The 25,601-nt window shown below is 28.1% G+C and carries 28 protein-coding genes; all 28 read left to right on the forward strand.

Annotated elements, in window-relative coordinates; genetic code table 11:
• Positions 1–5: 5 nt before the first annotated feature.
• The 28 genes from spoIIIAE to BS62_RS00700 all read left to right on the forward strand — a co-directional run bounded on the left by spoIIIAE (position 6) and on the right by BS62_RS00700 (position 25,601).
• Positions 6–1,175, forward strand: coding sequence for a stage III sporulation protein AE (spoIIIAE, locus tag BS62_RS00565; RefSeq protein WP_496489286.1), 1,170 nt, complete (start codon positions 6–8; stop codon positions 1,173–1,175).
• A gap of 13 nt (positions 1,176–1,188) precedes the next feature.
• A complete protein-coding gene (locus BS62_RS00570; RefSeq protein ID WP_496489287.1) occupies positions 1,189–1,749 on the forward strand; it encodes a stage III sporulation protein AF in 561 nt (186 codons plus the stop codon).
• Between the two features lie 14 nt (positions 1,750–1,763).
• Complete coding sequence (locus tag BS62_RS00575; RefSeq protein ID WP_496489288.1) at positions 1,764–2,312, forward strand: SpoIIIAG-related protein; 549 nt, start codon at positions 1,764–1,766, stop codon at positions 2,310–2,312.
• Between the two features lie 106 nt (positions 2,313–2,418).
• The gene (locus BS62_RS00580) at positions 2,419–3,084 is read left to right on the forward strand and encodes a SpoIIIAH-like family protein (protein ID WP_496489289.1); all 666 of its coding nucleotides are present in this window, start codon (positions 2,419–2,421) and stop codon (positions 3,082–3,084) included.
• A 124-nt stretch (positions 3,085–3,208) separates the two neighbouring features.
• Positions 3,209–3,556, forward strand: coding sequence for an Asp23/Gls24 family envelope stress response protein (locus BS62_RS00585; RefSeq protein ID WP_490140417.1), 348 nt, complete (start codon positions 3,209–3,211; stop codon positions 3,554–3,556).
• An 85-nt stretch (positions 3,557–3,641) separates the two neighbouring features.
• Positions 3,642–4,163 carry a transcription antitermination factor NusB gene (gene nusB / locus BS62_RS00590; protein ID WP_496489290.1) on the forward strand — a complete coding sequence of 174 codons (522 nt, stop codon included), beginning with the start codon at positions 3,642–3,644 and terminating at the stop codon, positions 4,161–4,163.
• Positions 4,141–5,109 carry an O-sialoglycoprotein endopeptidase gene (locus tag BS62_RS00595; RefSeq protein WP_496489291.1) on the forward strand — a complete coding sequence of 323 codons (969 nt, stop codon included), beginning with the start codon at positions 4,141–4,143 and terminating at the stop codon, positions 5,107–5,109. The genes nusB and BS62_RS00595 overlap by 23 nt, the downstream gene beginning before the upstream one ends.
• Before the next feature lie 2 nt (positions 5,110–5,111).
• A complete protein-coding gene (gene xseA, locus BS62_RS00600; RefSeq protein WP_496489292.1) occupies positions 5,112–6,317 on the forward strand; it encodes an exodeoxyribonuclease VII large subunit in 1,206 nt (401 codons plus the stop codon).
• 4 nt (positions 6,318–6,321) lie between these two features.
• Positions 6,322–6,537, forward strand: a complete 216-nt coding sequence (gene xseB, locus BS62_RS00605) for an exodeoxyribonuclease VII small subunit (RefSeq protein ID WP_496489293.1) — start codon at positions 6,322–6,324, stop codon at positions 6,535–6,537.
• Between the two features lie 2 nt (positions 6,538–6,539).
• Complete coding sequence (locus BS62_RS00610) at positions 6,540–7,427, forward strand: polyprenyl synthetase family protein (RefSeq protein WP_496489294.1); 888 nt, start codon at positions 6,540–6,542, stop codon at positions 7,425–7,427.
• Positions 7,428–7,435: 8 nt separating this feature from the next.
• Positions 7,436–7,879: a divergent PAP2 family protein gene (locus BS62_RS00615; RefSeq protein WP_496489295.1), complete on the forward strand. Its 444-nt coding sequence runs from the start codon at positions 7,436–7,438 to the stop codon at positions 7,877–7,879.
• 141 nt (positions 7,880–8,020) lie between these two features.
• A complete protein-coding gene (gene dxs, locus BS62_RS00620; RefSeq protein ID WP_496489296.1) occupies positions 8,021–9,883 on the forward strand; it encodes a 1-deoxy-D-xylulose-5-phosphate synthase in 1,863 nt (620 codons plus the stop codon).
• Positions 9,884–9,897: 14 nt separating this feature from the next.
• Positions 9,898–10,707 (forward strand): TlyA family RNA methyltransferase, encoded by an 810-nt coding sequence (locus tag BS62_RS00625; RefSeq protein ID WP_496489297.1) that lies wholly within the window; start codon positions 9,898–9,900, stop codon positions 10,705–10,707.
• A gap of 17 nt (positions 10,708–10,724) precedes the next feature.
• The gene (gene recN, locus BS62_RS00630) at positions 10,725–12,410 is read left to right on the forward strand and encodes a DNA repair protein RecN (RefSeq protein ID WP_496489298.1); all 1,686 of its coding nucleotides are present in this window, start codon (positions 10,725–10,727) and stop codon (positions 12,408–12,410) included.
• A 161-nt stretch (positions 12,411–12,571) separates the two neighbouring features.
• Positions 12,572–13,588, forward strand: a complete 1,017-nt coding sequence (gene spoIVB / locus BS62_RS00635; RefSeq protein ID WP_496489299.1) for a SpoIVB peptidase — start codon at positions 12,572–12,574, stop codon at positions 13,586–13,588.
• A gap of 141 nt (positions 13,589–13,729) precedes the next feature.
• The gene (gene spo0A / locus BS62_RS00640; RefSeq protein WP_496489300.1) at positions 13,730–14,542 is read left to right on the forward strand and encodes a sporulation transcription factor Spo0A; all 813 of its coding nucleotides are present in this window, start codon (positions 13,730–13,732) and stop codon (positions 14,540–14,542) included.
• 97 nt (positions 14,543–14,639) lie between these two features.
• On the forward strand, positions 14,640–15,860 hold the full coding sequence (locus tag BS62_RS00645) for a CCA tRNA nucleotidyltransferase (protein ID WP_496489301.1): 1,221 nt from the start codon (positions 14,640–14,642) through the stop codon (positions 15,858–15,860).
• Between the two features lie 117 nt (positions 15,861–15,977).
• Entirely contained in the window at positions 15,978–17,096 is a 1,119-nt protein-coding gene (gene steA / locus BS62_RS00650; RefSeq protein ID WP_496489302.1) for a putative cytokinetic ring protein SteA, read from the forward strand.
• 14 nt (positions 17,097–17,110) lie between these two features.
• On the forward strand, positions 17,111–17,980 hold the full coding sequence (locus BS62_RS00655) for a copper transporter (RefSeq protein ID WP_496489303.1): 870 nt from the start codon (positions 17,111–17,113) through the stop codon (positions 17,978–17,980).
• Between the two features lie 14 nt (positions 17,981–17,994).
• Positions 17,995–18,687 carry a glycosyltransferase family 2 protein gene (locus BS62_RS00660; protein ID WP_496489304.1) on the forward strand — a complete coding sequence of 231 codons (693 nt, stop codon included), beginning with the start codon at positions 17,995–17,997 and terminating at the stop codon, positions 18,685–18,687.
• Between the two features lie 63 nt (positions 18,688–18,750).
• Positions 18,751–19,515 (forward strand): glycosyl transferase, encoded by a 765-nt coding sequence (locus BS62_RS00665; protein WP_496489793.1) that lies wholly within the window; start codon positions 18,751–18,753, stop codon positions 19,513–19,515.
• A 4-nt stretch (positions 19,516–19,519) separates the two neighbouring features.
• Entirely contained in the window at positions 19,520–20,587 is a 1,068-nt protein-coding gene (locus tag BS62_RS00670; RefSeq protein ID WP_496489305.1) for a DUF3866 family protein, read from the forward strand.
• 1 nt (position 20,588) lies between these two features.
• Positions 20,589–21,119 carry an NUDIX hydrolase gene (locus tag BS62_RS00675; RefSeq protein WP_496489306.1) on the forward strand — a complete coding sequence of 177 codons (531 nt, stop codon included), beginning with the start codon at positions 20,589–20,591 and terminating at the stop codon, positions 21,117–21,119.
• Between the two features lie 65 nt (positions 21,120–21,184).
• The gene (locus BS62_RS00680; RefSeq protein ID WP_496489307.1) at positions 21,185–21,787 is read left to right on the forward strand and encodes a stage II sporulation protein M; all 603 of its coding nucleotides are present in this window, start codon (positions 21,185–21,187) and stop codon (positions 21,785–21,787) included.
• 14 nt (positions 21,788–21,801) lie between these two features.
• The gene (locus BS62_RS00685) at positions 21,802–22,680 is read left to right on the forward strand and encodes a tyrosine-type recombinase/integrase (protein ID WP_496489308.1); all 879 of its coding nucleotides are present in this window, start codon (positions 21,802–21,804) and stop codon (positions 22,678–22,680) included.
• A gap of 22 nt (positions 22,681–22,702) precedes the next feature.
• Positions 22,703–23,875 carry a phosphopentomutase gene (locus BS62_RS00690; RefSeq protein ID WP_496489309.1) on the forward strand — a complete coding sequence of 391 codons (1,173 nt, stop codon included), beginning with the start codon at positions 22,703–22,705 and terminating at the stop codon, positions 23,873–23,875.
• A 13-nt stretch (positions 23,876–23,888) separates the two neighbouring features.
• On the forward strand, positions 23,889–24,710 hold the full coding sequence (locus BS62_RS00695) for a purine-nucleoside phosphorylase (RefSeq protein WP_496489310.1): 822 nt from the start codon (positions 23,889–23,891) through the stop codon (positions 24,708–24,710).
• A gap of 66 nt (positions 24,711–24,776) precedes the next feature.
• On the forward strand, positions 24,777–25,601 hold the full coding sequence (locus BS62_RS00700; protein ID WP_496489311.1) for a purine-nucleoside phosphorylase: 825 nt from the start codon (positions 24,777–24,779) through the stop codon (positions 25,599–25,601).

The raw sequence follows: 25,601 nt of genomic DNA on the forward strand, positions 1-25,601 counted from the left end.
TACTTATGAAAAGAATATTAATTAGTACTATACTTATGTTAACTGTGGTTTTAGGGTTAGGTAGTGTATCTTTTGCAAACGAAAACAATAATACAGGTATTAATGTAGATAAATATATAGAAGAGCAGTTAGGAAAAATGAAAGTAGATGACATCCAAAGTTATATAGACGAAGAAGATATGCTTAAAAAGGTAGACCTAAAAACATATATGAAAGAAGTAATGACAGGAAAAAAAAATATACTTGATTTATTTGATAAAGAAGGAATAAAAATGTTTTTATTCAAAGAATTAAAGTCTAGCTTAAAGATATTTGCTATTATATTAGTTTTAGCATTATTGTCATCTATATTAAAGAGTCTAGACAATTCTTTTTCATCTGGAGCAATAACTCAAATAACCACCTATGTAGTATTTATTAGTATGGTATCTCTCACCTTGGTAGGATTTAAAGATGTATTAAATATATGTTATACCACAATAGATACAATGATAAATTTAATGCAAATAGTTATACCTATATTAATAGCGTTCTTAGTGGTTATGGGTTTTCCTATAACATCCACTGCATTAAATCCAATATTTTTAGGTGGAATAACATTTATAAATATAATATTCAAAAACTTCTTATTTGCATCAATAGCTGTAGCATTTTCAGTTTTAGTTATAAATAATTTATCTAAAAACATAAAACTTAAAAAATTCTCATCTTTTATTAAGCAAATTAACATAGTTACAATAGGAGCAATGTTCACTATATACTTGGCTCTTGTATCTATTCAAGGGTTATATGTAACAACCTTTGATAAGTTTACTGTAAAAACTGCAAAGTTTGCAGTTGGAAATTTTATACCTATAGTAGGCGGATTTGTATCAGACTCAGTTGAATTATTATTATCATCCTCACAGCTTATAAAAAGTGTATTTGGGGTAGTTGGGCTAATAATTTTAATAGGTATATGTGCTATACCTGTTATAAAGATAATATCAATAATTTTAGTATATAAAGTGTCCGCTATAGCAATAGAACCAATAGGGGAAGATGGTATTTGCAATTTTTTAAATGAAATAGGGAACCTAATGACTATAATGTTAGCCTCTATGATAGCTATAACAATAATGTTTTTCGTAACTATTGCAATACTCACATCAATAGGTACAGTATCAGGTATATAAGGAGGGGGAAGTTATGTTAATTGCTATAAAAGAATGGTTAGTAAGTGTATTAATAGCGGCATTTATTATTAATATAGTAGATTTGATTCTCCCTTCAGGAAAAATAAAGCCATATATAAACTTAGTAATGAACTTTATATTTGTATTTATAATAGTTACTCCAATAATAAATATGTTTCAAGGGGAAATTACACTACAAGATAGGATACTTAAATCATACAATGAGTCCAATCAAAAATATGAACAAAGTATGAATGATTTATCCAGCAAAACTGGGGCTCAAAGTCTAGCATCAAATTATGAGGATTATTTGAAGGAATCAATAAATATAAAACTCTCAGAAAGTGGATATGAGCTCGAAGATATAGAATTTAGTGGATCTTCTATAGAAAGTATAAAAATAAAAGAAAAAAATAAAAATAATAGTGATAATTTGGACAAAGAAGGAATAGAATTTAATAAAGATGGTTCAAAGCAAGTTTTTAAAGACAAGCAGTCAATAAATACAAAAGATTTAAAAGAAGACTTAAATAATGTATTAGACATATCGATTAAAAAAATAGAAATAAATTAATAGGGGTTGAGGGTATGTTTAAAAATTTAAACGAAAAAGACAAAAAGAAGATTTATAGCTTGCTGGCTATAATAACAGGGTGTGTAGTATTAATTATAGCATTATCAAGCATGCCTGGTACAAGTAAACCTAGCTCTAAAGCTAATAAAACAGAAGCTGCAACTGAACAAAAATCAGCATTAAGTGAAGAACAAGAGCTAGAAGCTAGACTAGAAAGTATATTAACTAATATTTCAGGGGTTGGGAACGTAGATGTTTTAATAACATTTGAAACTAGCGAACAAATAGAACCAGCTTTTAACTCAAACTCAACAACTGAAAAAACTGAAGAAAAAGATTCTCAAGGAGGGGTGAGAGCAGTAACTACAGAAAGTGTAAACAAAACTATGGTAACATCAAACAGCGAAAGTCCAATAGTTATAAAAACTACAGACCCTAAGATAAAAGGTGTTTTAGTTGTAGCTGAAGGAGCTAGCGATCCTACAGTTAAAGATAGTTTATACAAAGCAGTTCAAGTTTCGCTTCAAATACCAGGACATCAAGTTGAGGTATACTCAAAATAAATTAATTTTTAAAATATGAATATTTTAAAAAGCTAGTACGTATAAATGTAACATACATAAAAGTTTAGAGGAAAATATTAATTAAAAATTTGGGGGGTATTAAAATATGAAATTTAATGGAAAGTTTTTAAAAAGCAGAGGGTTTATAGTGATGTCTTTAACTTTAATGTTAGTGTTAGTTGGAACTATAAACTACAACTTAAGTAAACAATCTTTACTTGAAACTTCTCAAGAGCTACAACAATATGAAGAGGCTTTAAATATAGGTGAAGAAGACAAAAAAGATACTAAGAAAGAAGAAGCAAAGAAAGAAGATACTAAAGTTGTTGATAGCAAAGTAACTAAGGTTGATGAAAAAGTTAAGGAAACTAGTGCAGCAATAGAAAAACAAATAACTTCTAAAAAGAATTTGAAAAAAGCTTCTTATATAGTAGATATGAAAATGAATAGAGAAAAGCAAAGAGCTGAGTTAGTAGCATCATTAAATGAAATAGTAAACAATCCTTCTACAAACGATAATACTAGAGAACAGGCTTCAACTATGAAATTACAGTTAGTAAAAGATCAAGAACTTGAATTAAAAATAGAAGATTTATTAAGTGCAAAAGGATTTAGTGAGCCACTTGTATATATAAGCAATGGAACAGCTAATGTAGTTGTTAACGAAGAAAAATTAGAAAAAGCAGATGCTGCTAAAGTGTTCGATTTAGTAGCTGCAGAAGCAAAAATGGAATATGACAACATAAAATTAATGAACAATAACGCTAAATAGTAGAAATAAACCTCAAGTAAATAGCTTGAGGTTTTATTTTTCTTGCAAACTATAGTACTATTTGGTAAAATTGTTTTATTAAGAAATATATACAATTTCTTTTATGGGGGGAACTTATATGATGATGGAAAATCATAATTTTGGTGAAGTGAAAATATCAGCTGATGTTATAGCCACAATAGCAGGATTAGCTGCTGTAGAAATAGAAGGGGTTGTAACTACAACTTCATTAACAGATAAGTTATTAAAAAACAATGGAGTAAAGGTTGTTTTAGAAGAAGATGAAGTAACCTTAGACATTATGATGATAGTAGATTATGGAGTATCTATACCAGATGTAGCTTTTAAAGTTCAGGAAAATATAAAAAACACTGTAGAGACAATGACTGGGTTGAAAGTTTCTCAAGTTAATATACACGTTCAAGGAATCAGCATCAAAAAAGAAAAAGCTGATAAAGTGAACAACCAATAAAGTTAATATGAACCCTCTGAAAAATCAGAGGGTTTTTTTAAGTCTAGATAGTAAATAATAAAGACTATAGAGGAGGAATCAGCGGATGGATAAGATAAAAAGAATGGTAAGTAGAGAATACATAATGAAACTGTTTTACCAATTAGACATGACAAAGGAAATAAAAGAAGAGGTATTAGCAGAAGATTTATTAATTGAATTTATTTTAAATCACGAAGAAGAAATGATAGCTAGATACGACGAAATAAAATTACAAAGTTCAGATGATCCAGAAATTGAAATACTAGGTGAAGAAACTACTTTTGAGATGGTTACTGATAAAGATTATATGAAAAACTTATTAAATAAGTTTTTTGAAAATCAAGAAGTTGTAGATGGACTAATAAACAAATACGCTAAGAATTGGACAGTGGACAGACTTGCAAAGGTGGACTTAAGTATAATTAGAGTATCTATAACAGAACTTTTATATTTTGGCGATGTACCTAAAAAAGTATCTATAAATGAAGCTATAGAATTAGCTAAAAGATATTGTGATGAAAAATCTCCAAGTTTTATTAATGGTATATTAGGAAGTGTTGTAAGTGAATGCAAAGAGCAAGAATAATATAATATTAGGAATAGATACCAGCTGCTATACTACATCTATAGCAGCTATATCTTTAAATAAAAATATAATACTAAATGAAAAAACTTTGCTTAAAGTTAAAGAAAACACAAAGGGAATAAGGCAAAGTGAAGGAGTATTTCAACATATAAATAATTTAGGATATAATTTTGAAAAAATAAAAGATATACTTTCTAATTATAATATATCTGCTGTATGTGTATCTACAAAACCAAGACCTGTAAAAGATTCGTATATGCCTGTATTTTTAGCTGGATATAACTATGCAAAAACTATATCTTCAGTTTTGAATATACCTTTATATGAAACAACACATCAGGAAAATCATATAGAGGCTTCACTTTATAATACTTATATACCTAAAAAAGAATTTATATCTGTTCATATGTCAGGTGGAACTACGGAAATCCTAAAAGTAAATAAGAATGATTGTAAATATAATATAGAGATAATAGGTGGAAGTAAGGATATAAGCTTCGGTCAGCTTATAGATAGAATAGGTGTTAGTTTAGGCTATAACTTCCCCTGTGGAAAGTTCGTAGATGAATATGCAATTAACTGTATAGAAACAATAAAAGAAGGCCTTAAAACATCTGTAAAGGATGGATATATGAATATATCTGGTCTTGAAAATCAAATAGATAAAGCTATGAATAATTTTGATGATGGTTATATATGTAAACTAACATTAGATTCTATAGTTAGAATAATGTATAAATCACTTATTTACGTATGTGATAAGTATTGTATGCATGATGTTGTGTTTGCTGGTGGAGTATCGGCTAGTAAATATATAAAAAACAATTTGACTTTCAAACTAAAAAAACATAATATAAATTGTTATTTTACTGAACCAGATTATGCAACGGATAATGCCTTAGGTTGTTCATTAATAGGACTACAAATGTATTTGGGAGATGAATAATTATGAAGTTAAGAGCAATTACAATAAGTGAAGCCAACTCATATATAAAGCGAATACTTACAAATGATCCTATACTTTATAATTTAAAGGTTAAGGGAGAAATATCAAATTTCAAGGTACATAGTAGCAAAAATGTTTATTTTTCACTTAAAGATGAACATTCTAAAATAAATTGTGTAATGTTTAAAAATAACTATAATCCAACTCTTAAATTAGAAGATGGAGTAAAAGTAACAGCTAACGGATATATTTCTGTTTATGAAAGAGATGGATCTTACCAATTATATGTAAACTCTATAGAAGTAGACGGTATTGGTAATTTATATATAGAATTTAATAAGCTAAAAGAAAAGTTAGAAAAAGAAGGTTTATTTGATAGAAAATATAAAAAAAACATTCCATATATGCCACAAAATATAGGAGTAATAACATCCCCAACTGGAGCAGTTATTAAAGATATAATAAACGTAATAACTAGAAGATATCCAAAGGTAAATATAAAATTATATCCAGTATTAGTTCAAGGTCCTAAATCAGCAAAGAGTATATGTGAAGGTATAAACTTCTTCAATGATAATAATAATGTAGATGTTATTATTTTGGGAAGAGGTGGAGGGTCAATAGAAGAACTATGGTCTTTTAATGAAGAAGTAGTTGCAAGGACTATATTTGAATCTAATATACCGATAATATCAGCAGTAGGCCATGAAACTGACTTTACAATATCAGACTTTGTATCTGATATGAGGGCACCAACACCATCGGCGGCAGCAGAAATAGCTACTCCATCTCTCAAAGATATTTTGTATAAATTAGAAAATATAAAAACTCGTATAAATAAATCAACAAAGAATACTATAGATAAAGATAGATATAAATTAGAAAATATAAAGAACAATATAGTAAATAAATTTTCGAATTATGTTGTAAAAGATAAAATTATACAACTTGATAAGATATATGATAAAATAAATAGTAGCATTGATAGCAAATTGAAAATTGAAAGAGAAAAGTTAAATAATACAGGAAGTTTGCTACATAACTTAAGCCCATTATCTACTATGACTAGGGGGTATTGTATAACCCAAAAAGACGGAATAGTCATAAAAAATGCAAATGATTTAAATAAAGATGATAGTATAGATGTTGTCTTTAATGATGGTCAAATAAGTTGTAATGTAGAAAAAATAAATATTAATGAGGGATAATGTTATGAATATTAAATACGAAGAAGCCTATAAAAGACTGGAAGATATATTGAGCAAACTAGAAGATGGAACTACAACATTAGATGAATCTTTAAAGCTGTACGAAGAAGGAATAAAGCTTTATAGACATTGTAATAACCTTTTAGAAGGTGCACAGCTAAAAATAACTAAATTTGATGAAAATAGTATAGAGGGAGAGTTTAACATAGGGGAGGATTAAAAGTGGATTTTAAAGTAGAAATTAAAAAAAGAGTATTAGAATTTGAAGATATATTAAAAAAATATATGCCAAAAGAAGAAGGGTACCAAAAGACTGTTTTAGAAGCTATGAATTACAGCTTAAGTGCAGGTGGAAAAAGATTAAGACCTTTAATTACACTAGAAGCATGTAAAATTGTAGGTGGAAATGAAGAAGATGCAATACCTTTTGCTGTAGCTATTGAAATGATACACACTTACTCTTTGGTACACGATGATTTACCAGCCCTTGATAATGATGACTTAAGAAGAGGTAGACCTACTAATCATAAGGTCTATGGTGAATCTACGGCTATACTTGCAGGAGATGCACTTTTAAACTATGCATTTGAAACTATGTTATCTAACTCTATAAATAAAAAAGATTCTAATAGATATTTAAAAGCAATAAATGAAATAGCCAAATCTTCTGGAATTTATGGAATGATAGGCGGTCAAGTAGTTGATATAGAAAGTGAAAATAAAATAATAAATAAAGATAAATTAGATTTTATACATATGAATAAAACTGCAGCTATTATAATTGGATGTATGAGAGCTGGGGCTATAATAGGCGGAGCAAATGATAATGAACTTGAGGACATAACTAAATATGCAAGGAACATTGGATTAGGATTTCAAATAGTGGATGATATATTAGATATAGTTGGAGATGAGACAAAATTAGGTAAAAATATCGGTAGTGATGTAGAAAATAATAAGTCTACTTATCCATCTTTATTTGGGCTACAAAAATCAAAATCACTAGCTAAGGAATTAATAGAAGAAGCAAAGGATTGTGTATCTAAATTTGACGGAAGAGATGAATTTTTAAAAGGTCTTGCAGATTATATAGTTGATAGAGATTATTAGGAGGAAGTATGAGCTTTTTTGAGGGAGTTTTGAGTAATGAAGCTTTAGGTATAAGCTTATTTGCATGTTTTTTAGCCCAATTTTTTAAGATATTTAATAGAAAAGATAGAAAAGTTGATTTTACAAGAATAGTAAGTTCAGGTGGGATGCCTAGTTCTCATAGTTCATTTGTAACAAGTTTAGCAACAATAGTTGGATTTGAAAGAGGATTTGAATCTATAGAATTTGCTATGATTACAGTTTTTGCTTTAATAGTAATGTATGATGCTTCAGGAGTTAGAAGAGCAGTAGGAAAGCAAGCAGCTATACTTAATACAATTTTAGATGATTGGCATCATAAAAAACCAATAGAGCAAAAAAGATTAAAGGAACTTGTAGGTCATACTCCAAAAGAGGTATATGCAGGAGCATTACTAGGCATAATTGTTGCTGTTGTTTTATGGAAAGCTTAAAATAATTTTTTGGGATATATAAATTTATGATATAATAACTATGTTTTATAATTTGTTATAAAATGAATATATCTTAGTCAATACTAAGATATATTCATTTTTTTTGGAATATACATACTTATGAAAAAAGGTGAGACATATATGTACAATTATTTAGATAGTATAAATTCTCCAGAAGATATAAAAAAACTAAACTACAAACAATTAGATATTCTATCAAATGATATAAGAAAATTCTTAGTAAGATCTGTTTCAAATACAGGGGGCCATTTGGCCTCAAACTTAGGAGTTGTAGAACTTACTTTGGCTCTACACTATGTATTTGATAGTCCTAAAGACAAATTTGTATGGGATGTCGGTCATCAATCTTATGTACATAAAATATTAACTGGTAGAAAAGATAAATTTCCTACACTAAGACAATATAATGGATTAAGTGGATTTCCTAAAAATAATGAAAGTGAACATGATATATTTGATACAGGGCACAGTAGTACGTCTATATCAGTTGGAGTAGGTCTTGCATGTGCTAGGGATATAAAAAAAGAAAATCATTCTGTAGTTTCTGTAATAGGAGATGGTGCACTTACTGGTGGAATGGCTATGGAAGCCCTAAATCACCTAGGAGATATAAAAACAGATATGATAGTCATACTTAATGATAACGAAATGTCAATAGATAAAAATGTAGGCGGTATGTCTAAGTATTTTTCAAAGCTTAGAACAAATAATGCAATAAATAAAGTAAAAGATGAATTTGAAAAAATATTAAGTTATGCTCCTGGTGGAAATTTAATATCTAAAACAGCAAGTAAAGTAAAAGATGGAATATTGTATTCATTTATAGCTGAAGATGGGGCATTTTTTGAAGAAATAGGTATAAAATATTTTGGTCCTGTAAATGGACATAACATACAAGAACTAACAGAAGCTTTGAAAATGGTTAAGAATCAAAAAGGTCCCGTATTAGTTCATGTTATAACTAAAAAAGGTAAGGGATATAAATTTGCAGAAGAGCAACCTGATAAATACCATGGAGTAAGCTCATTTGACATGAGAAGTGGAGTAACTTCAAGTACAAAACAAAGTATATCATCATTAGTTGGAGAAAAACTTGTAGCTATGGCAAATAAAGATTCTAGGGTAGCTGCAATAACTGCTGCTATGCCTTCTGGAACAGGTCTTGATAAATTTAGAGATGTCCATCCAAGTAGATATTTTGATGTAGGTATAGCGGAACAACATGCAATAACCTTTGCAAGTGGACTAGCTGCAAATGGAATGAAACCTTATTTTGCTGTATACTCATCATTTTTACAAAGAGGATATGATCAAATAATACACGACTTATCTATAACTAAAAAGCCTGTTACATTACTTATAGATAGAGCAGGACTTGTTGGAAATGATGGAGAGACACATCATGGTATGTTTGACCTTAGCTTTTTAAGCAGCATTCCAAACATTACAGTTATGGCACCAAAAGATAGTGAAGAACTTAAAAATATGTTAGAGGCTACATTATATATAGATGGACCTATAGCTATAAGGTATCCAAGAGGGAATAGTTATTTCTTAAATGAAGGAAATTATGAAAAAATAGAATTAGGGAAATGGGAAATTATTAATGACGGTGTTGATATAGCTATAATAGCAATTGGAAATATGGTAAAGCATGCTATAGAGGCAAGAGATTTATTAATAAAAAAAGGTTTAAATCCAGGCGTTATAAATGCTAGATTTTTAAAACCTATGGATAAAGATATTTTACTTCAAATATCAAAGAAATATAAATATATATTTACTATAGAAGATAATGTTGTTACAGGCGGATTTGGAAGTATGGTAAACTCAAATATAATGAACTTAGGAAATAATAATAGTGTTACAAATATAGCTCTTCCTGAAGAATTTATACCACATGGAGATATAAATATTTTATATGAAGAATGTGGACTATCACCTGAAAAAATTAAAGAAAAAATAGTAAGTATTACAAAGTAGGAAGGTAGTTTTTTATGAAAAAAAGAATTGATTTATTATTAGTTGAAAAAGGATATTTTGAAAGTAGAGAAAGAGCAAAAAAGGCGATAATGGCAGGCCTTGTATTTGTCGACAATCAAAGATGTGATAAAGCAGGAACTGATATAGATGAAAACTCAAAAATAGAAGTAAAAGGAAATCCAATACCATATGTAAGTAGAGGCGGACTTAAACTTGAAAAAGCTGTTAAAAACTTTGGAGTAGAGCTTAAAGATAAAGTTTGTATGGATATAGGATCATCAACTGGAGGATTTACAGATTGTATGCTTCAAAATGGAGCTACAAAAGTTTATTCTATAGATGTTGGATATGGACAACTTGCTTGGAAGTTAAGACAAGATGAAAGAGTTGTATCTATGGAGAGAACCAATATAAGAAATGTTACCCTTGAAGATTTAGGACAACAAGCAGACTTTGCATCTATAGACGTATCATTTATATCACTTAGACTTGTGTTACCTAAAGCTAAAGAATTAGTTAAAGAAAATGGGCATATAATTGCTCTTATAAAACCACAGTTTGAGGCTGGTAGAGAAAAAGTAGGCAAAAAAGGTGTAGTTAGGGAAAAATCAACACATATTGAAGTTATAGAAACAATAAGTAATTTTGTTTTAGACAACGGTTTCGATATACTAGCACTAGACTATTCACCTATAAAAGGACCTGAAGGAAATATAGAATATCTTATATACCTTAAAAATATCAATGAAAATAAAGAATTCAATAGAGAATTATTAAAAAATACTATAATAAATGTTGTAAATGATTCTCATAATTTAATGTAGCCAAAGAGGGGGATAAAATGATCCTTGAGTTATACATGAAAAACTGTGCTCTTATAGATGAATTAAGATTAAGTTTAGAAGAAGGACTTAATATATTAACGGGAGAAACAGGTTCAGGTAAATCTATAATAATAGATTCGCTAAATTTGTGTTTAGGAGATAAATACGATAGAACATTTTTAAGAAGAGGTACAAAAAAGGGTTTAGTAGAAGCTGTATTTTGTATAGAAAACAATTTTTTAAAAGAAAAGCTAAATGAATACGGTATAGATATAGAAGAAGACAATCAAATAATAATATCTAGGGAAATGTTTGCAGACGGAAAAAGTATAGCTAGAATAAACGGAAGAAATGTAAAATTATCATTGCTCAAAGAAATAAGTTATCATCTTATAGATATACATGGACAACATCAAAATCAAGTGTTATTTCGTAAGGAAACACATATTGAGTTTTTAGATTCATTTGGAGAAAAAAACTTAAAACATGTTAAAGAAGATTATACAGACGTTTATAAAGAATACAATGACTTAAAAAAAGAATTAAATAAACTAAATGAAAATAAAGATGATATGCAAATTCAAAGAGAAATAGATTTAATTAAATTTCAAATAAATGAAATAGAAAGTGCAAATTTAAATCCAATTGAATATGAAGAACTTTTAAAACAAAGAGATATATATAGAAATGGAGAAAAAATATACAATAACTTAAATGATTGCTACTCAAATCTCTATGATGGAGGAATGAATGCAGTTGATTTTATATCAAAAGCCGCTAAAGAACTAGGTTCTATAAGTCAGTACGATGATAAATTAAAAGACTACTATGAAGTTATAGAACGTATAATGTATGAAATCCAAGATATATCTAGAGATTTAAGAAACTATAGAGAAAATATTGATTTTTCTCCACATCAATTAGAGCAAATAGAACAGAGAGTAGATGAAATAAATAGCTTAAGAAGAAAGTATGGAGAAACAATAGAAGATATACTAAAATACAAAGATAAAATAAATAGCAGATTAGAAGAAATACTAAATAGAGATGAAAAAGTTGAAAAACTTAAATTTGAGATAGATAAAATAAAAGACTTATTGTCAATTAAGTCAAATAACTTATCTAGTTCTAGAAAAAAAGTAGCAGATTTATTAGAAGTTAAAATTCTCAAAGAGTTAAAATCACTTAATATGAAAAATGTATCATTTAAGGTTTGCTTTAAAGATTTAAATGATTTCACTATTAACGGAAAAGATGATATAGAGTTTATGATTTCATTTAACTTAGGGGAAAGCTTAAAGCCTATATACAAGGTAGCATCTGGAGGAGAAATGTCTAGATTTATGCTTGCATTTAAGACTATACTTTCAGATATAGATAAAATAAATACACTTGTATTTGATGAAATAGATACTGGAATAAGTGGTATAGCTGCTCAAATAGTAGGTGAAAAGCTAAAAGATATATCATATAAAAAGCAGATAATATGTATAACACATTTACCACAAATAGCAGCAAATGCAGATATTCATTTTTCAATAGAAAAGATAACATCAAAAGATAGAACCTATACTACTATACAAAAACTAGGATATGACAATCGAATAAATGAAATAGCAAGACTTATTGCTGGAAGTAATATAACTGAAAAAACTATAGAACATGCAAAAGAGATAATACAATTATCCAAAACGGGCGCTTAAAAAAGCGCCTTTTTTTGAGCAACGGAAACCAATAGGTTTCGTTGGCGACATGAGCATAGCGAATTTTGTATTGTAAAATATTGCATTGGATATAATTTTGCCTTTCAAGGAAAATTATTATTATTATAAAAATCTTTAGTCAAAATAAGGATGTGATTTATATGGCTAAATTTAATAAAAAAATAATTATATTTTTAATATTGTCTTTATTTATACTATCTGTTTCATTTCTTAGCTTTAATCTGTATATAAAAGAAGCTTATTCTCAACCTAAAATAGAAAAAACATATTTGGTTCCTTTAGGCGGTATAAGTGGTATGACGGCGACAACTGAAGGAGTTTTAATAATAGGAATAGAAGAAGAAGCTAAATCAAATCTAGGTAGTATACAAGTAGGAGACGTAATAACTTCAATAGAAGGTATTAAAGTAAATAATGAATCAGACATATCAAAGATATTAAAAGATAATAAAAAAGATGTAATAAGTATTACAATAAAAAGAAATGAAAAATATAAAAATATAGACTTTGAGTTATTTAAAGATAAGAAAGATTACAAAATGGGACTATGGGTTAGAGATAAAATATCTGGTATAGGAACATTAACCTATTATAATCCTGTTACGAAGGAATTTGCAGCATTAGGCCATGGAATAGCTGATATTGATAGCAAAACATTAATAGAAGTAAATGAAGGGAATTTGTATTTACCTACAAAAATAAATATAATTAAAGGAAATATGAATAATACCGGAGAAGTTATTGGTGAATTTGATACAGAATATTCTATAGGCAAATTCAAGCATAATGACACTTTTGGAATAAGAGGAACATTAAATGATGTATCAAAGTTTAATTTACCTAAAGCATTAGAAGTAGGTCATTATTATGAGGTGAAAACAGGACCTGCCCAAATATTATTTCAAGATAAAAATGGAGATATAAATTACTATGATATAAAAATAGACAAGATATATAAACATAATACTCCTCAGGCTAAAAGTATGGTAATAGAAATTGTAGATAAAGATTTAATAAATTATACCGGCGGAATAGTTCAGGGAATGAGTGGATCACCGATTATACAAAATAATAAAATAATAGGTGCAGTTACTCATGTATTTATAGACAACCCAAAAAAAGGATATGGTATTTTCATAGACTGGATGATAAAATAAAAATATAGTAAAATATTATGATATTATGTTTTACTATATATTAAAAAATTAAAATTAATAGAAGGAAACTTATTCAAAATGTCGAATTTAATTTAATATGATAATAAATAAAAATGTTTTGTTAATTGGGGGGAATTTTAAGTGAAAGAAAAGATCAAAATAGTGTTAGCTGACGATAATAGAGACTTTTGTCAGGTTTTAAAAGAATATTTATCAAATGAGGATGATATAGAAATATTAGGTGTTGCTAAAGACGGATTAGAAGCTTTAGAATTAGTACAAGAAAAACAACCAGATTTACTTGTTTTAGATATTATAATGCCTCATTTAGATGGTTTAGGGGTTATAGAAAAATTAAATTCTATGAACATAGATAAGATGCCTAAAATAATAATTTTATCAGCTGTTGGTCAAGACAAAATAACTCAAAGAGCAATAGGCTTAGGTGCGGATTATTATATAGTAAAACCGTTTGATTTCGTTATATTTATAAATAGAATAAGAGAATTAGTTCAAAATAAATCAATGGCTTTCCAAGAAAAAAGTAAACCTATGGTTGAATTTAGAACTCAAAAAACTGATTTCGTTAAGAATACAGGAAATATAGAAACTGAAATAACTAATATTATTCATGAGATAGGAGTTCCAGCTCATATAAAAGGTTATTTATACTTAAGAGAAGCTATAAAAATGGTTATAGAAAATGTAGAATTATTAAGTGCTGTAACTAAGGAATTATATCCAAGTATAGCTAAAAAATTCAATACTACTCCAAGTAGAGTTGAAAGAGCTATAAGACATGCTATAGAAGTTGCTTGGAGCAGAGGAAAAGTAGATACTATAAATCAACTATTTGGATATACTGTTCACAACACTAAAGGCAAACCTACAAATTCAGAATTTATAGCTATGATATCAGATAAATTAAGATTAGAACATAGAATGGTTAAATAATTAAAATACCTCTTTATAGGGGTATTTTTTTATTTTTTGCATTATATAGATGAGAAAATGGAAAAAATAAGTTAAAATATTTTTTAGAGGTGTTTTTATGAAATTATATATTCCAGAAAATGTACAAAACATAATAGATATATTTTATAGTAATGGCTATGAAGCATTTATAGTAGGGGGTTGTGTTAGAGATAGTATATTAAATAAGGAACCAAATGATTATGACATAACAACTAATGCAAATCCAGAAGAAGTAATAAAAATATTTAGTGAATATAAAACTATACCTACAGGAATAAAACATGGAACTGTAACTCTTATGATAGATAAGGAAAGTTATGAAATAACTACATATAGAATAGAAGGTAAGTATTCCGATAATAGAAGACCAGACAGTGTAGAGTATACAGGATCTCTCGTAGAAGATTTAAAAAGACGAGATTTCACAGTAAATTCCATGGCCTATAACCATAAGGTAGGATTAATTGATGAATTTAGTGGAATTGATGATATGAACAATAAAATAATAAGGTGTGTTGGAAATCCATCTACAAGATTTCAAGAAGATGCTCTTAGAATGATAAGAGCTATTAGATTTAGTGCAAGACTAAATTTCACTATAGAAGATAATACTATTAAATCAATATATGAAAACTCAAATCTTATAGTAAATGTAAGTAAAGAAAGAATAAAAGATGAAATAGACAAGATAATATTATCTGATAATCCCCAAAAACTACATATCCTTTATGATACGAAACTTTTTAAATATATGGGAATTAATGTACCTTTAATAAAAGAAGAAAATATAAATATATTAAATATATGCAAAAAAGATATTTCATTAAGGTTAACACTTTACTTAAATTATTTTGATAACGTAGAAAATTCTATAGATATTTTAAAAACATTAAAATACGATAATAAGACTATAAGAAAATGTCAAATTTTCTTAGATAATATAAATGAAGATATATTAGATAATAAGAAAAATATAAAAATATATTTAAATAAAATTGGAAAGGATAATTTATATGATTTAATATATCTTAAAAAAATATACTATAATTATTTTAAATTAAAAGAAATGTACAATCATATTAATTCTGTAGAAAAAATATTAAATGAAATCATAGATGAAAATGAATGTTATGAAATAAGATCATTAAAAATAGATGGAAATGATTTGAAAAATTTAGGATATAAAGGCCCTATAGTTGGAGAAATATTAAATAAACTGCTTTATGCTGTAATAGAAGACCCTTTTATTAATGAAAAACAAAAGTTGTTAAGATATTTACAAAAAATCAATTTATAAGCAGGATAAGCCTGCTTATTTTCCTATATGTTAAATCTTTGATATTTAAATCATTTGTATTTAGTGATATAATGAAATGTGTTTTGAAAAATATGTAAAATTCGGAGGTTTTTAGTAATGAGGATAGAGGCTCCTATCAGAGTAGACAGGAAAACCAAAAGGTTGGCAAAAAGACTAACTGGAGGAGAAATAGCTGTAATAAATCATATAGACATAGATGAAGTAGCTGCAAATTCTTTGGTAGAAGGTAAAATAAAGGCAGTTATAAATGTAGCAGAGTCTATAAGCGGTAGATATCCAAACAAAGGACCGGGAATACTTGCTGAAAAAAATATACCTATAATAGATAATGTAGGTCAAGAAGTATTTGATAATCTACAAGAAGGTCAAATAATACAAATAATAGACGGAAAAGTTTATAAGGACGGAGAAATAATAGGGCAAGGAGAAATTCTAGATAAGAAAAAAGTACAAGAAAAAATAAAATTAGCTTATGAAAATTTATCTGTAGAGCTAGACAGGTTTATAGATAATACAATAGAGTATGCAAAAAAAGAAAAGGGGTTTATTCTTGGAGAAGTGGAAATTCCTCATGTAAAAACTGATTATAAAAATAAACATGTTTTAATAGTTGTTAGAGGCCAAGATTATAAACAAGATTTAAGCACAATAATATCTTATATAGAAGAAGTTCACCCTATACTTGTTGGAGTTGATGGTGGAGCGGATGCACTTTTAGAGTTCGGATATACTCCAGATGTAATAGTAGGAGATATGGATAGTGTAAGTGATGAATCTTTAAAAAAGGCAAGAGAAATAGTGGTACATGCTTATCCTGATGGTAGAGCACCTGGTTTAAAGAGAGTTGAAGACCTAGGTCTTGAAGCTATAGTATTCCCTGCTCCTGGAACTAGTGAAGATATAGCTATGCTTACAGCATATGAATATGGAGCAGAATTAATAGTTGCACTTGGAACTCATTCTAATATGATAGATTTTCTAGAAAAGGGAAGAAAGGGAATGTCTAGTACTTTCTTAGTAAGACTTAAAATAGGATCAAAACTTATAGATGCAAAGGGAGTTAACTTGTTGTATAGAAGTAAATTAAAAGTAAAATATATATGGGCTTTAATTATCGCAGCACTTTTCCCCGTTTTAATTATAGCTTCATTATCTCCAAGTGTACAACAATTTGTACAGTTATTACAGCTTAAATTTAGATTATTATTACAATAGGGAGGACAAGGTTCATGCATATAAACATGAAGTACTATATAGTATCTATAGGCGCTATATTTATAGCTTTAGGTATAGGTATATTAGTTGGATTTAACTTAAACTATGACGAGGCTTTAAGTAAACAACAAACAGATATAATAAAAAACTTAGACCAAGAATTTACAAATTTAAAATCAAAAAATGACTCTTTACAAGATTCATTAGATACTACTCAAGAGAATTATAATGACTTAGTTACTTATATAGATAATAACTATGTATATTTAATACAAAATCAACTAGAGGGAAAGAATATAGGATTAATAAGTACTACACAAGATTATGACTATAAAATAGATGTCAACGATAGTGTAACTTATGCAGGAGGAAATATTGCATTTGATATAATAATAAAAAATGAGGTATTAGATAAAAATAAATTAGAAGAAGTATCAAAAGAGTTTGACACAGAAGTTAAAAATACTGTACAACTTGCAAATTACATAGGTGAGCTTTTGAAAGACAATAAAAATAAAGTTGCATTATTAAAATTAGAAGAACTTGGCATAATAAAAATAAATAAATTTGACGATAATTATAAAACTTTAGATTCTTTAGTATTAGCTGGAGGAAATAATAATTCAAAGGATAATAATAAACTTAAAGATGTAGATATACCTTTAATAAAATACTTTAAGCAAAATAAAATATATACACTTGGAGTTGAACAATTAGAAGTTGAACATTCTTATATAAGTTCATATATAGAAAATAAGATACCGACTATAGATAACATAAATCAAGGAACAGGGAAGCTTTCTTTAGTTTTAAGCTTACAAAAAAAGCTAGGTGGACATTATGGAGTAACTGAAAGTGCACAAAGTTTAATTCCTGTTAAATAATAAGGAGTGATAAAATGACTCACTATATAAGTATTATAATACCAGCTTATAATGAAGAAAATAAAATAAAAGACACGCTAACTGGAGTACTAAGTATACCAGAAATAGATGAGATAATAGTAGTTGACGATGGCTCAAGTGATTCAACTTATAATATAGCTTCATCAATGAATAATGTTAAAATAAAAACCTTTAAATTAGATCAAAATAGAGGCAAAGGATATGCCTTAAATTATGGACTTAAGATTGCAATGAAAAAAGCAAATATAATCGGATTTGTAGATGCTGACTTAGGGTCTACATCTTCCGATGTTGGAAAACTTTTGACTCCAATATTAAACGATCAAGCAGATGTTACAATAGCTAAATTTCCACCTGCTAAGAAAAAGGGCGGAATGGGATTTGTAAAAAGATTAGCAAAAGAATCAGTAAAGGAAATGACAGGAGTAGAACTTGATTCAACATTATCAGGACAAAGAATATTTAAGAAAAATGTATTAGAATATTTTAATGAAATTCCCTTTGGCTATGGAGTCGAAGTAGGTATGACAATAGATATATTAAAAAAAGGATTTAAAGTGCAAGAAGTGTTGGTAGATATGACTCATAATGAAACGGGAAGAAATCTAAAAGGATTTATACATAGAGGTAAACAATACTACCATATCAAGAAGGTTTTAAAAGAAAAGAAAAGAGAATGGAGGTAGAACTCCTTGGAGCTAATATTGCAGGCATCGTTGTTTTTACTTGGAATTATAGGAACGTATACAATGATTCCTTATTTCAAAAGCTTATTGATAGATAGCAATGTTGTAAGACCTAACTATAAGAAAGATATGATACCTGTAAGTATGGGCATACTATTTTTACCTATGTTAGTTATAAATGGTATTGTGCTTGGGTATTTTACAAAATCTAGTACAAATCTAGTTTATTTATACTTATACTTATTTGGAAGTATATCCATGTCATTTGCAGGCATACTAGATGATTTAATAGGAAACAGAGATGTATCAGGACTTAAGGGTCACTTTAAAAGTTTATTTAATGGAAAACTTACAACTGGAGGATTCAAGGCTTTATTTGGGGGATTTGTAGGACTGTGTATATCAGTTGGAATATCAAAAGATATAGCTGATATAGTTATAAATACCTTGATAATAGCACTATCTACAAACCTAATGAACCTTTTGGACTTAAGACCGGGTCGAGCTATAAAAGGATATTTATTTATAACTATAATAGTATTTTTTACAACTATAACATACCCTAAATTATTAATATTGTTATTATTACCTAGTGTTTTAGCTTATTTTAACTATGACCTAAAAGCAAAATCAATGATGGGTGATGCTGGATCAAATGTACTTGGAATATCTATAGGAATAATAATTGTTTTAAGTTATTCATCAAGTATTAGGCTTTCATGGCTTGTATTTGTGGTACTTATACATTTAATAACAGAAAAATACTCATTAACTAAGATAATAGAAAACAATAGATTCTTAAATTATATAGATAAATTAGGAAGGTAATATTATGATAAGCAAAAAAATAGGAGTTGTTGACTCGATTATAAGTAAAAATCAACATTTAGAAGAAATTAGAGTTAAAATAAATGATAATATAGAAAAAGCTTATAACTACCCAGATATAAATGGAATTATTAATATAGGCGACAATGTTGTTTTAAATACCACTGCTGTAGAACTAAGTCTTGGAACAGGTGGATATCACTTTGTTATAGCAAATCTAGACAACTTAGAAGCAAACTTAACTGGTGAAGGACACATAATGAAGCTTAGATACACTCCACTTCAAATAAAGTGTATGACAGTAGAAGAACAAGATAGTAAGTATCATGATAAAATAGAAAATTTTAAATCTCTTAATAACTTACCAGTAGTTGTAGGAACGCTACACAGTATGTTGACTCCATTTGTTGCAGCGTATAAGAAAAATAATCCAAATAAAAAAATTGTATACATAATGACCGATGGAGCGGCTTTACCTATTTACTTAAGTAAAAATGTAGAAACTTTAAAAGAAAAAAATCTTATAGAAAATACTATTACAATAGGAAATGCATTTGGCGGAGATCATGAATGTGTTAATATATATACAGCACTTATAACTGCAAAAGAAGTGTTAAGTGCAGATGTAGTATTTGTGAGTATGGGTCCAGGGATAGTTGGAACTGGAACTAAATATGGTTTTACTGGAATAGAACAAGGATATATATTAGATGCTGTATGCAAGTTAGGTGGACGTGCTATAGCCATCCCTAGAATAAGTTTTGGAGATAAAAGAGATAGACATAAAGGCATAAGTCATCATAGTATAACAGTACTTAAAGAAATAGTTAGCAATAAAGTAGATATAGTTATTAATGTATGTGATAATAAAAATAAAGATATAGTAATAAACCAAATAGAGAAAAATAGTTTAGATAAACTACACAATATAATATATATAAACAATAGTAACACAGAAGAAGATTTAAAATACTTTGGATTAAAAGTTAAGAGTATGGGAAGAAATTACGAACAAGATAGGGAATTCTTTGACAGTGCTAGTGGTGCAGCATATTATTTAACGGAGGAATGATATGATAGTAGAAGAAAAAACTATAAGTAGTGATAGAATATACACAGGTAAAATAGTAAGTTTAAGGGTAGATACAGTAGAACTTCCTGATCATAAATATCAAAAAAGAGAAATAGTAGAACATGGAGGCGCTGTAGGTATAGTTGCAGTAAATGATAAAAATGAAATATTATTAGTTAAGCAATTTAGAAAACCTATAGAAAATGTATTATGGGAAATACCAGCTGGAAGATTAGAAAAGGGAGAAAATCCTAAAGATTGTGCAATTAGAGAGTTAAAAGAAGAAACAGGTTATAGTGCTCAAAGCATAAAACTTATACATCAGTTTTATACATCTGCTGGATTTTCCAATGAAAAATTATATATATATTTAGCAACTAACTTATCTGAAGGAGATATGAAACTAGATGAAGGCGAATATTTAGATGTTCATACAGTAACATTAGATGAAGCTTTTAATATGGTTTTAAATAATGAGATAAAAGATGCTAAGACGAGTATAGGAATTTTGATGTGTAGAGAATTACTATAAGTTGTCATAACCCCCTTATTTTTAACATAAAATTATGTAAAGTTAAAAACAAGGGGGTTGTACATTTGAGAAGAATATATAGAAAAACACAGTTTGAAAAATCAACTAAACTAATAATGTCATTTATGATTATATTGACTTTATCAATTACTTTTGGCGTATATTTAAACAAGCTATACCCACAAGCACAACAATCTATGGCAGAAAATATAAATTCTACAGTAGATTTTTATAATAATAATATAAATATAAGCAGTGTTTTACTTTCAAATTTTAAAAGTGATTTGATATTTACATCATCTATATATTTATCCACCGTATTTTTAGTTACGTTTCCTATAGCTTTTATAGCTGTGATATTAAAAGGAATATCAATCGGGTATACTATTAATACATTTATATTAGCATTTCAATTTGATGCAAGTAAAATCGTTTCATTGACTTTATTTAAAAATATAATATTAATCCCTGGAAGTTTTGTATTACTTTTATTCTCATTAAATTATTTAATGGAAGCATTAGAAATATATAAAAGTAATAACAAGGAAAAGATGAAGTTTATAACTAAAAAATATACATTAAGTAGCATAATGTTGATAGCAGCAATAATTATAGTACAAGCCCTAGTAAATGCAATATCAATAGGAGCTATGCAAATACTACTTTAATAGGGGAGCTTACTATGCAGACAATAGATATGTATGTTGAGTACATAAAAGGACAAAAAAATTTATCTCAAAACACTATAACATCGTATTATCTTGATTTAAAAAAGTATAAAGAGTATATAGAAAAAAATAATATGATAATAGAGGATTTAAACGAAGGCGATATAATAAATTATTTAATATATTTAGAAAAGCAAAATATATCTACATCTAGTATATCTAGGACAATATCGTCTATAAAGTCATTTCACGATTTTTTGTTTTCAAATAGAATATCGCAAAATAATCCTGCTAAAAATATAAAGAAGCCTAAAATAGAGAAAAATACTATAGACATACTTACAGAAGATGAAATAGAAACTTTATTAAATTCTCCAGATTTAGATGGTTCAATGGGATTAAGAGATAAGGCTATATTTGAGACACTATATGGTACAGGAATCAAGGTTTCAGAATTAGTAAAAATGGATTTACAGGATTTAAATATAGATATGGAGTATATAGATTGTAAATATAGCAAGTATGGAAGAATAATACCATTGTCTAATACAAACAAAAAGTATTTAATTATGTATTTAAATAAATCAAGAGATATACTTATAAAAGGCAATGGTGAAGAAGCTTTGTTTGTAAATTCCAACGGACATAGATTTACAAGACAAGGACTATGGAAAGTAATAAAAAAATATGCACTTAAATGTAATATAGATAAAAGCATAAACCCTACTATGTTAAGACATTCATTTGCTATACATTTATTAAATGGAGGGGCAAATATAAGCGTTGTAAGTAAAATATTAGGAAACTCAAATTTGGCTAGTTTACAATGCTATTTAAACCATATAAATCAAAATGTAAGAAAAGAAATTAAAGAAAAGCACCCTAGAAAGTAAGTTTATATAAGGAGCTGGTAATATGAATAATAGAGTAATATGGATTGTAATAGATAGCGTAGGTATAGGTGCTCTTCCTGACTCTGAAAAGTTTGGAGATATAGGGGTAGATACTTTAGGAAATATAATAAAGGAAAGTAACGGAATAAATATTCCTAATATGATGAAATTAGGAATAGGAAATATAGATGGAATAAATATGATAGATGGTATAGAAAATCCTATAGGAGTATATGGAAAAGCAGCAGAAGTTTCTCAAGGTAAAGATACGACAACAGGTCATTGGGAAATGTCTGGATTATTTGTAGAAGAACCTTTTAAAACTTATGAAAATGGATTTTCAAAAGAAATACTTGATGAATTTGAAAAAAGAACAGGAAGAAAAGCTATAGGTAATAAGCCTGCTTCAGGTACAGCTATACTTGATGAATTAGGGGAAGAACACATGAAAACTGGTGATGTTATAGTATATACTTCAGCAGACAGTGTATTTCAAATAGCTGCACACGAAGAAATAGTGACCCTAGATGAATTATATAGTATGTGTAAAATAGCTAGAGAAATAATGATGGGAGAGAATGCAGTTGCAAGGGTAATAGCAAGACCATTTGTAGGTAATCCTGGTAACTTTGAAAGAACTTCAAATAGACGAGATTATTCACTAGATCCATTTGAAAATACTGTACTTGATAATATAAAGAATGCAGGACTTGATGTTATAGGTGTTGGAAAAATAGAAGACATATTCAACGGAAAAGGTATAACAGAAGCTGTACATACCAAAGATAATATGGATGGTGTAAATGAAACTATAAAATATATGAAAAAAGATAATAAAGGACTTATATTTACTAATTTAGTAGATTTTGACTCAAAATATGGCCATAGAAGAGATGTAGCAGGATACAAAAATGCTATAGAAGAGTTTGATAAAAGAATACCTGAAATAATAGAAAACATGAAAGATGAAGACATACTTATTATAAATTCAGATCATGGAAATGATCCAACGTACAAAGGAACAGACCATACAAGGGAATATATACCTATATTAATATATGGAAAAAATATAAAAGAAGGTTATAACCTAGGAATTAGAAATACTTTTGCAGATATAGGAGCTACAATCTCAGATGTATTAAATGTCGAATCTCCAAAGTACGGAAAAAGCTTTAAAAGTGAAATAACGAAATAACAGGAGGACTAATATGAATAACTTATATGAAAAAATACAAGAAAGTGCAAAATATATAGGGTCAAAAATAAATATTAAACCAAAAATAGGATTAATATTAGGATCTGGTCTTGGAGTACTTGGAGATGAAGTAGAAAATCCTACTATTATAAAATATAATGAAGTACCTAATTTCCCAGTATCAACAGTTGAAGGTCATGCAGGTCAACTTGTTATAGGAAAATTAGAAGGAAAAGATGTAGTAGTAATGCAAGGAAGATTCCATTTTTACGAAGGGTATCCTATGCAAGAGGTAACATTTCCAGTAAGAGTTATGAAGGCTTTAGGAGTAGATACTATAATAGTTACTAATGCTGCAGGTGGTTCAAATGAATCATTTACACCTGGAGATTTAATGATAATAACTGACCATATAAATTTTGGTGGAAACAATCCACTAATAGGACCAAATGACAATAGATTAGGTGTTAGATTCCCTGATATGTCTAAAGCGTATACACCAGAACTAATAGAAATTGCAAGAAATACAGCAAATGAATTAGGGATAAATGTTAAAGAAGGAGTTTATATGTTTTTAACAGGACCAACATATGAAACTCCAGCTGAAATAAAAATGGCTCAAAAATTAGGAGCTGATGCTGTTGGTATGTCAACAGTACCTGAAGTTATAGTTGCATCTCATTCACAGCTTAAAGTACTTGGTATATCTTGTATAACAAATATGGCAGCTGGAATACTTGATCAACCTTTAAATCATGAAGAAGTTATAGAGACTACTCAAAAAGTTCAAAAGGAGTTCTTAAGTTTAGTTAAAACTACAATAAAAAATATGTAAATAAATTAAATAATATAGACCTGATTATATCAGGTCTATATGTGTTGAATAAGGAAAGGTGATAACATGTATAATATTAATCATATAAAAGAAGCTTCTTCTTACATAAAAGATAAAATAAATAATATAAGTCCTAAAATAGGATTAATATTAGGGTCTGGCCTTGGAGTACTAGGCGATGAAGTTGAAAATTCAATAATAATAAAATACAATGAAATACCTCATTTTCCTATATCAACTGTAGAGGGACATAAAGGACAATTAGTTATAGGAAAATTAGAAGGAAAAGATGTAATAGTAATGCAAGGTAGATTTCATTATTATGAAGGTTACTCAATGCAAGATGTAACGTTTCCTGTAAGGGTTATGAAGTTTCTAGGGGTTGATGATTTAATAGTAACAAATGCTTGTGGTGGAATGAATGAAACACTTTATCCAGGAGCACTTATGTTAATAAAGGACCATATTAATTTTTCAGGAAGTAATCCTTTAATAGGTAAAAATTTAGATGAGTTTGGACCTAGATTTCCTGATATGACAAATGTATACGATAAAGAACTTATAAAACTTGGAAAAAATGTAGCAAATAACTTGCAAATAGAGATATTTGAAGGGTCATATGGGATAATAAGTGGTCCTAGTTATTTTTCAAAAGCAGAATTAAATATGTTTATGGTATTAGGACCAGATACTATAGGGATGTCTACAGTTCCAGAAAGTATAGTTGCTAGACATAGTAAAATGAGAGTCCTTGGAATATCATGTATAACTGATATGGCTATACCTAATGATGAACTGCCTGTTTTAACTCACGAAGATGTTATGAGAGTGGCAGATAAGGCTAGGCCTAAATTTATTGAATTAGTAAAAGGTATAATAAAGGAGATGTAG

The sequence above is a fragment of the Sporacetigenium mesophilum DSM 16796 genome, from assembly GCF_059569055.1.

Coding starts and splice junctions, on each gene's coding strand:
- spoIIIAE (WP_496489286.1), top strand. CDS start 6: ATGAAAAGAATATTAATTAGTACTATACTTATGTTAACTGTGGTTTTA.
- BS62_RS00570 (WP_496489287.1), top strand. CDS start 1,189: ATGTTAATTGCTATAAAAGAATGGTTAGTAAGTGTATTAATAGCGGCA.
- BS62_RS00575 (WP_496489288.1), top strand. CDS start 1,764: ATGTTTAAAAATTTAAACGAAAAAGACAAAAAGAAGATTTATAGCTTG.
- BS62_RS00580 (WP_496489289.1), top strand. CDS start 2,419: ATGAAATTTAATGGAAAGTTTTTAAAAAGCAGAGGGTTTATAGTGATG.
- BS62_RS00585 (WP_490140417.1), top strand. CDS start 3,209: ATGGAAAATCATAATTTTGGTGAAGTGAAAATATCAGCTGATGTTATA.
- nusB (WP_496489290.1), top strand. CDS start 3,642: ATGGATAAGATAAAAAGAATGGTAAGTAGAGAATACATAATGAAACTG.
- xseA (WP_496489292.1), top strand. CDS start 5,112: ATGAAGTTAAGAGCAATTACAATAAGTGAAGCCAACTCATATATAAAG.
- xseB (WP_496489293.1), top strand. CDS start 6,322: ATGAATATTAAATACGAAGAAGCCTATAAAAGACTGGAAGATATATTG.
- BS62_RS00615 (WP_496489295.1), top strand. CDS start 7,436: ATGAGCTTTTTTGAGGGAGTTTTGAGTAATGAAGCTTTAGGTATAAGC.
- dxs (WP_496489296.1), top strand. CDS start 8,021: ATGTACAATTATTTAGATAGTATAAATTCTCCAGAAGATATAAAAAAA.
- BS62_RS00625 (WP_496489297.1), top strand. CDS start 9,898: ATGAAAAAAAGAATTGATTTATTATTAGTTGAAAAAGGATATTTTGAA.
- recN (WP_496489298.1), top strand. CDS start 10,725: ATGATCCTTGAGTTATACATGAAAAACTGTGCTCTTATAGATGAATTA.
- spoIVB (WP_496489299.1), top strand. CDS start 12,572: ATGGCTAAATTTAATAAAAAAATAATTATATTTTTAATATTGTCTTTA.
- BS62_RS00645 (WP_496489301.1), top strand. CDS start 14,640: ATGAAATTATATATTCCAGAAAATGTACAAAACATAATAGATATATTT.
- steA (WP_496489302.1), top strand. CDS start 15,978: ATGAGGATAGAGGCTCCTATCAGAGTAGACAGGAAAACCAAAAGGTTG.
- BS62_RS00655 (WP_496489303.1), top strand. CDS start 17,111: ATGCATATAAACATGAAGTACTATATAGTATCTATAGGCGCTATATTT.
- BS62_RS00660 (WP_496489304.1), top strand. CDS start 17,995: ATGACTCACTATATAAGTATTATAATACCAGCTTATAATGAAGAAAAT.
- BS62_RS00665 (WP_496489793.1), top strand. CDS start 18,751: ATGATTCCTTATTTCAAAAGCTTATTGATAGATAGCAATGTTGTAAGA.
- BS62_RS00670 (WP_496489305.1), top strand. CDS start 19,520: ATGATAAGCAAAAAAATAGGAGTTGTTGACTCGATTATAAGTAAAAAT.
- BS62_RS00675 (WP_496489306.1), top strand. CDS start 20,589: ATGATAGTAGAAGAAAAAACTATAAGTAGTGATAGAATATACACAGGT.
- BS62_RS00685 (WP_496489308.1), top strand. CDS start 21,802: ATGCAGACAATAGATATGTATGTTGAGTACATAAAAGGACAAAAAAAT.
- BS62_RS00690 (WP_496489309.1), top strand. CDS start 22,703: ATGAATAATAGAGTAATATGGATTGTAATAGATAGCGTAGGTATAGGT.
- BS62_RS00695 (WP_496489310.1), top strand. CDS start 23,889: ATGAATAACTTATATGAAAAAATACAAGAAAGTGCAAAATATATAGGG.
- BS62_RS00700 (WP_496489311.1), top strand. CDS start 24,777: ATGTATAATATTAATCATATAAAAGAAGCTTCTTCTTACATAAAAGAT.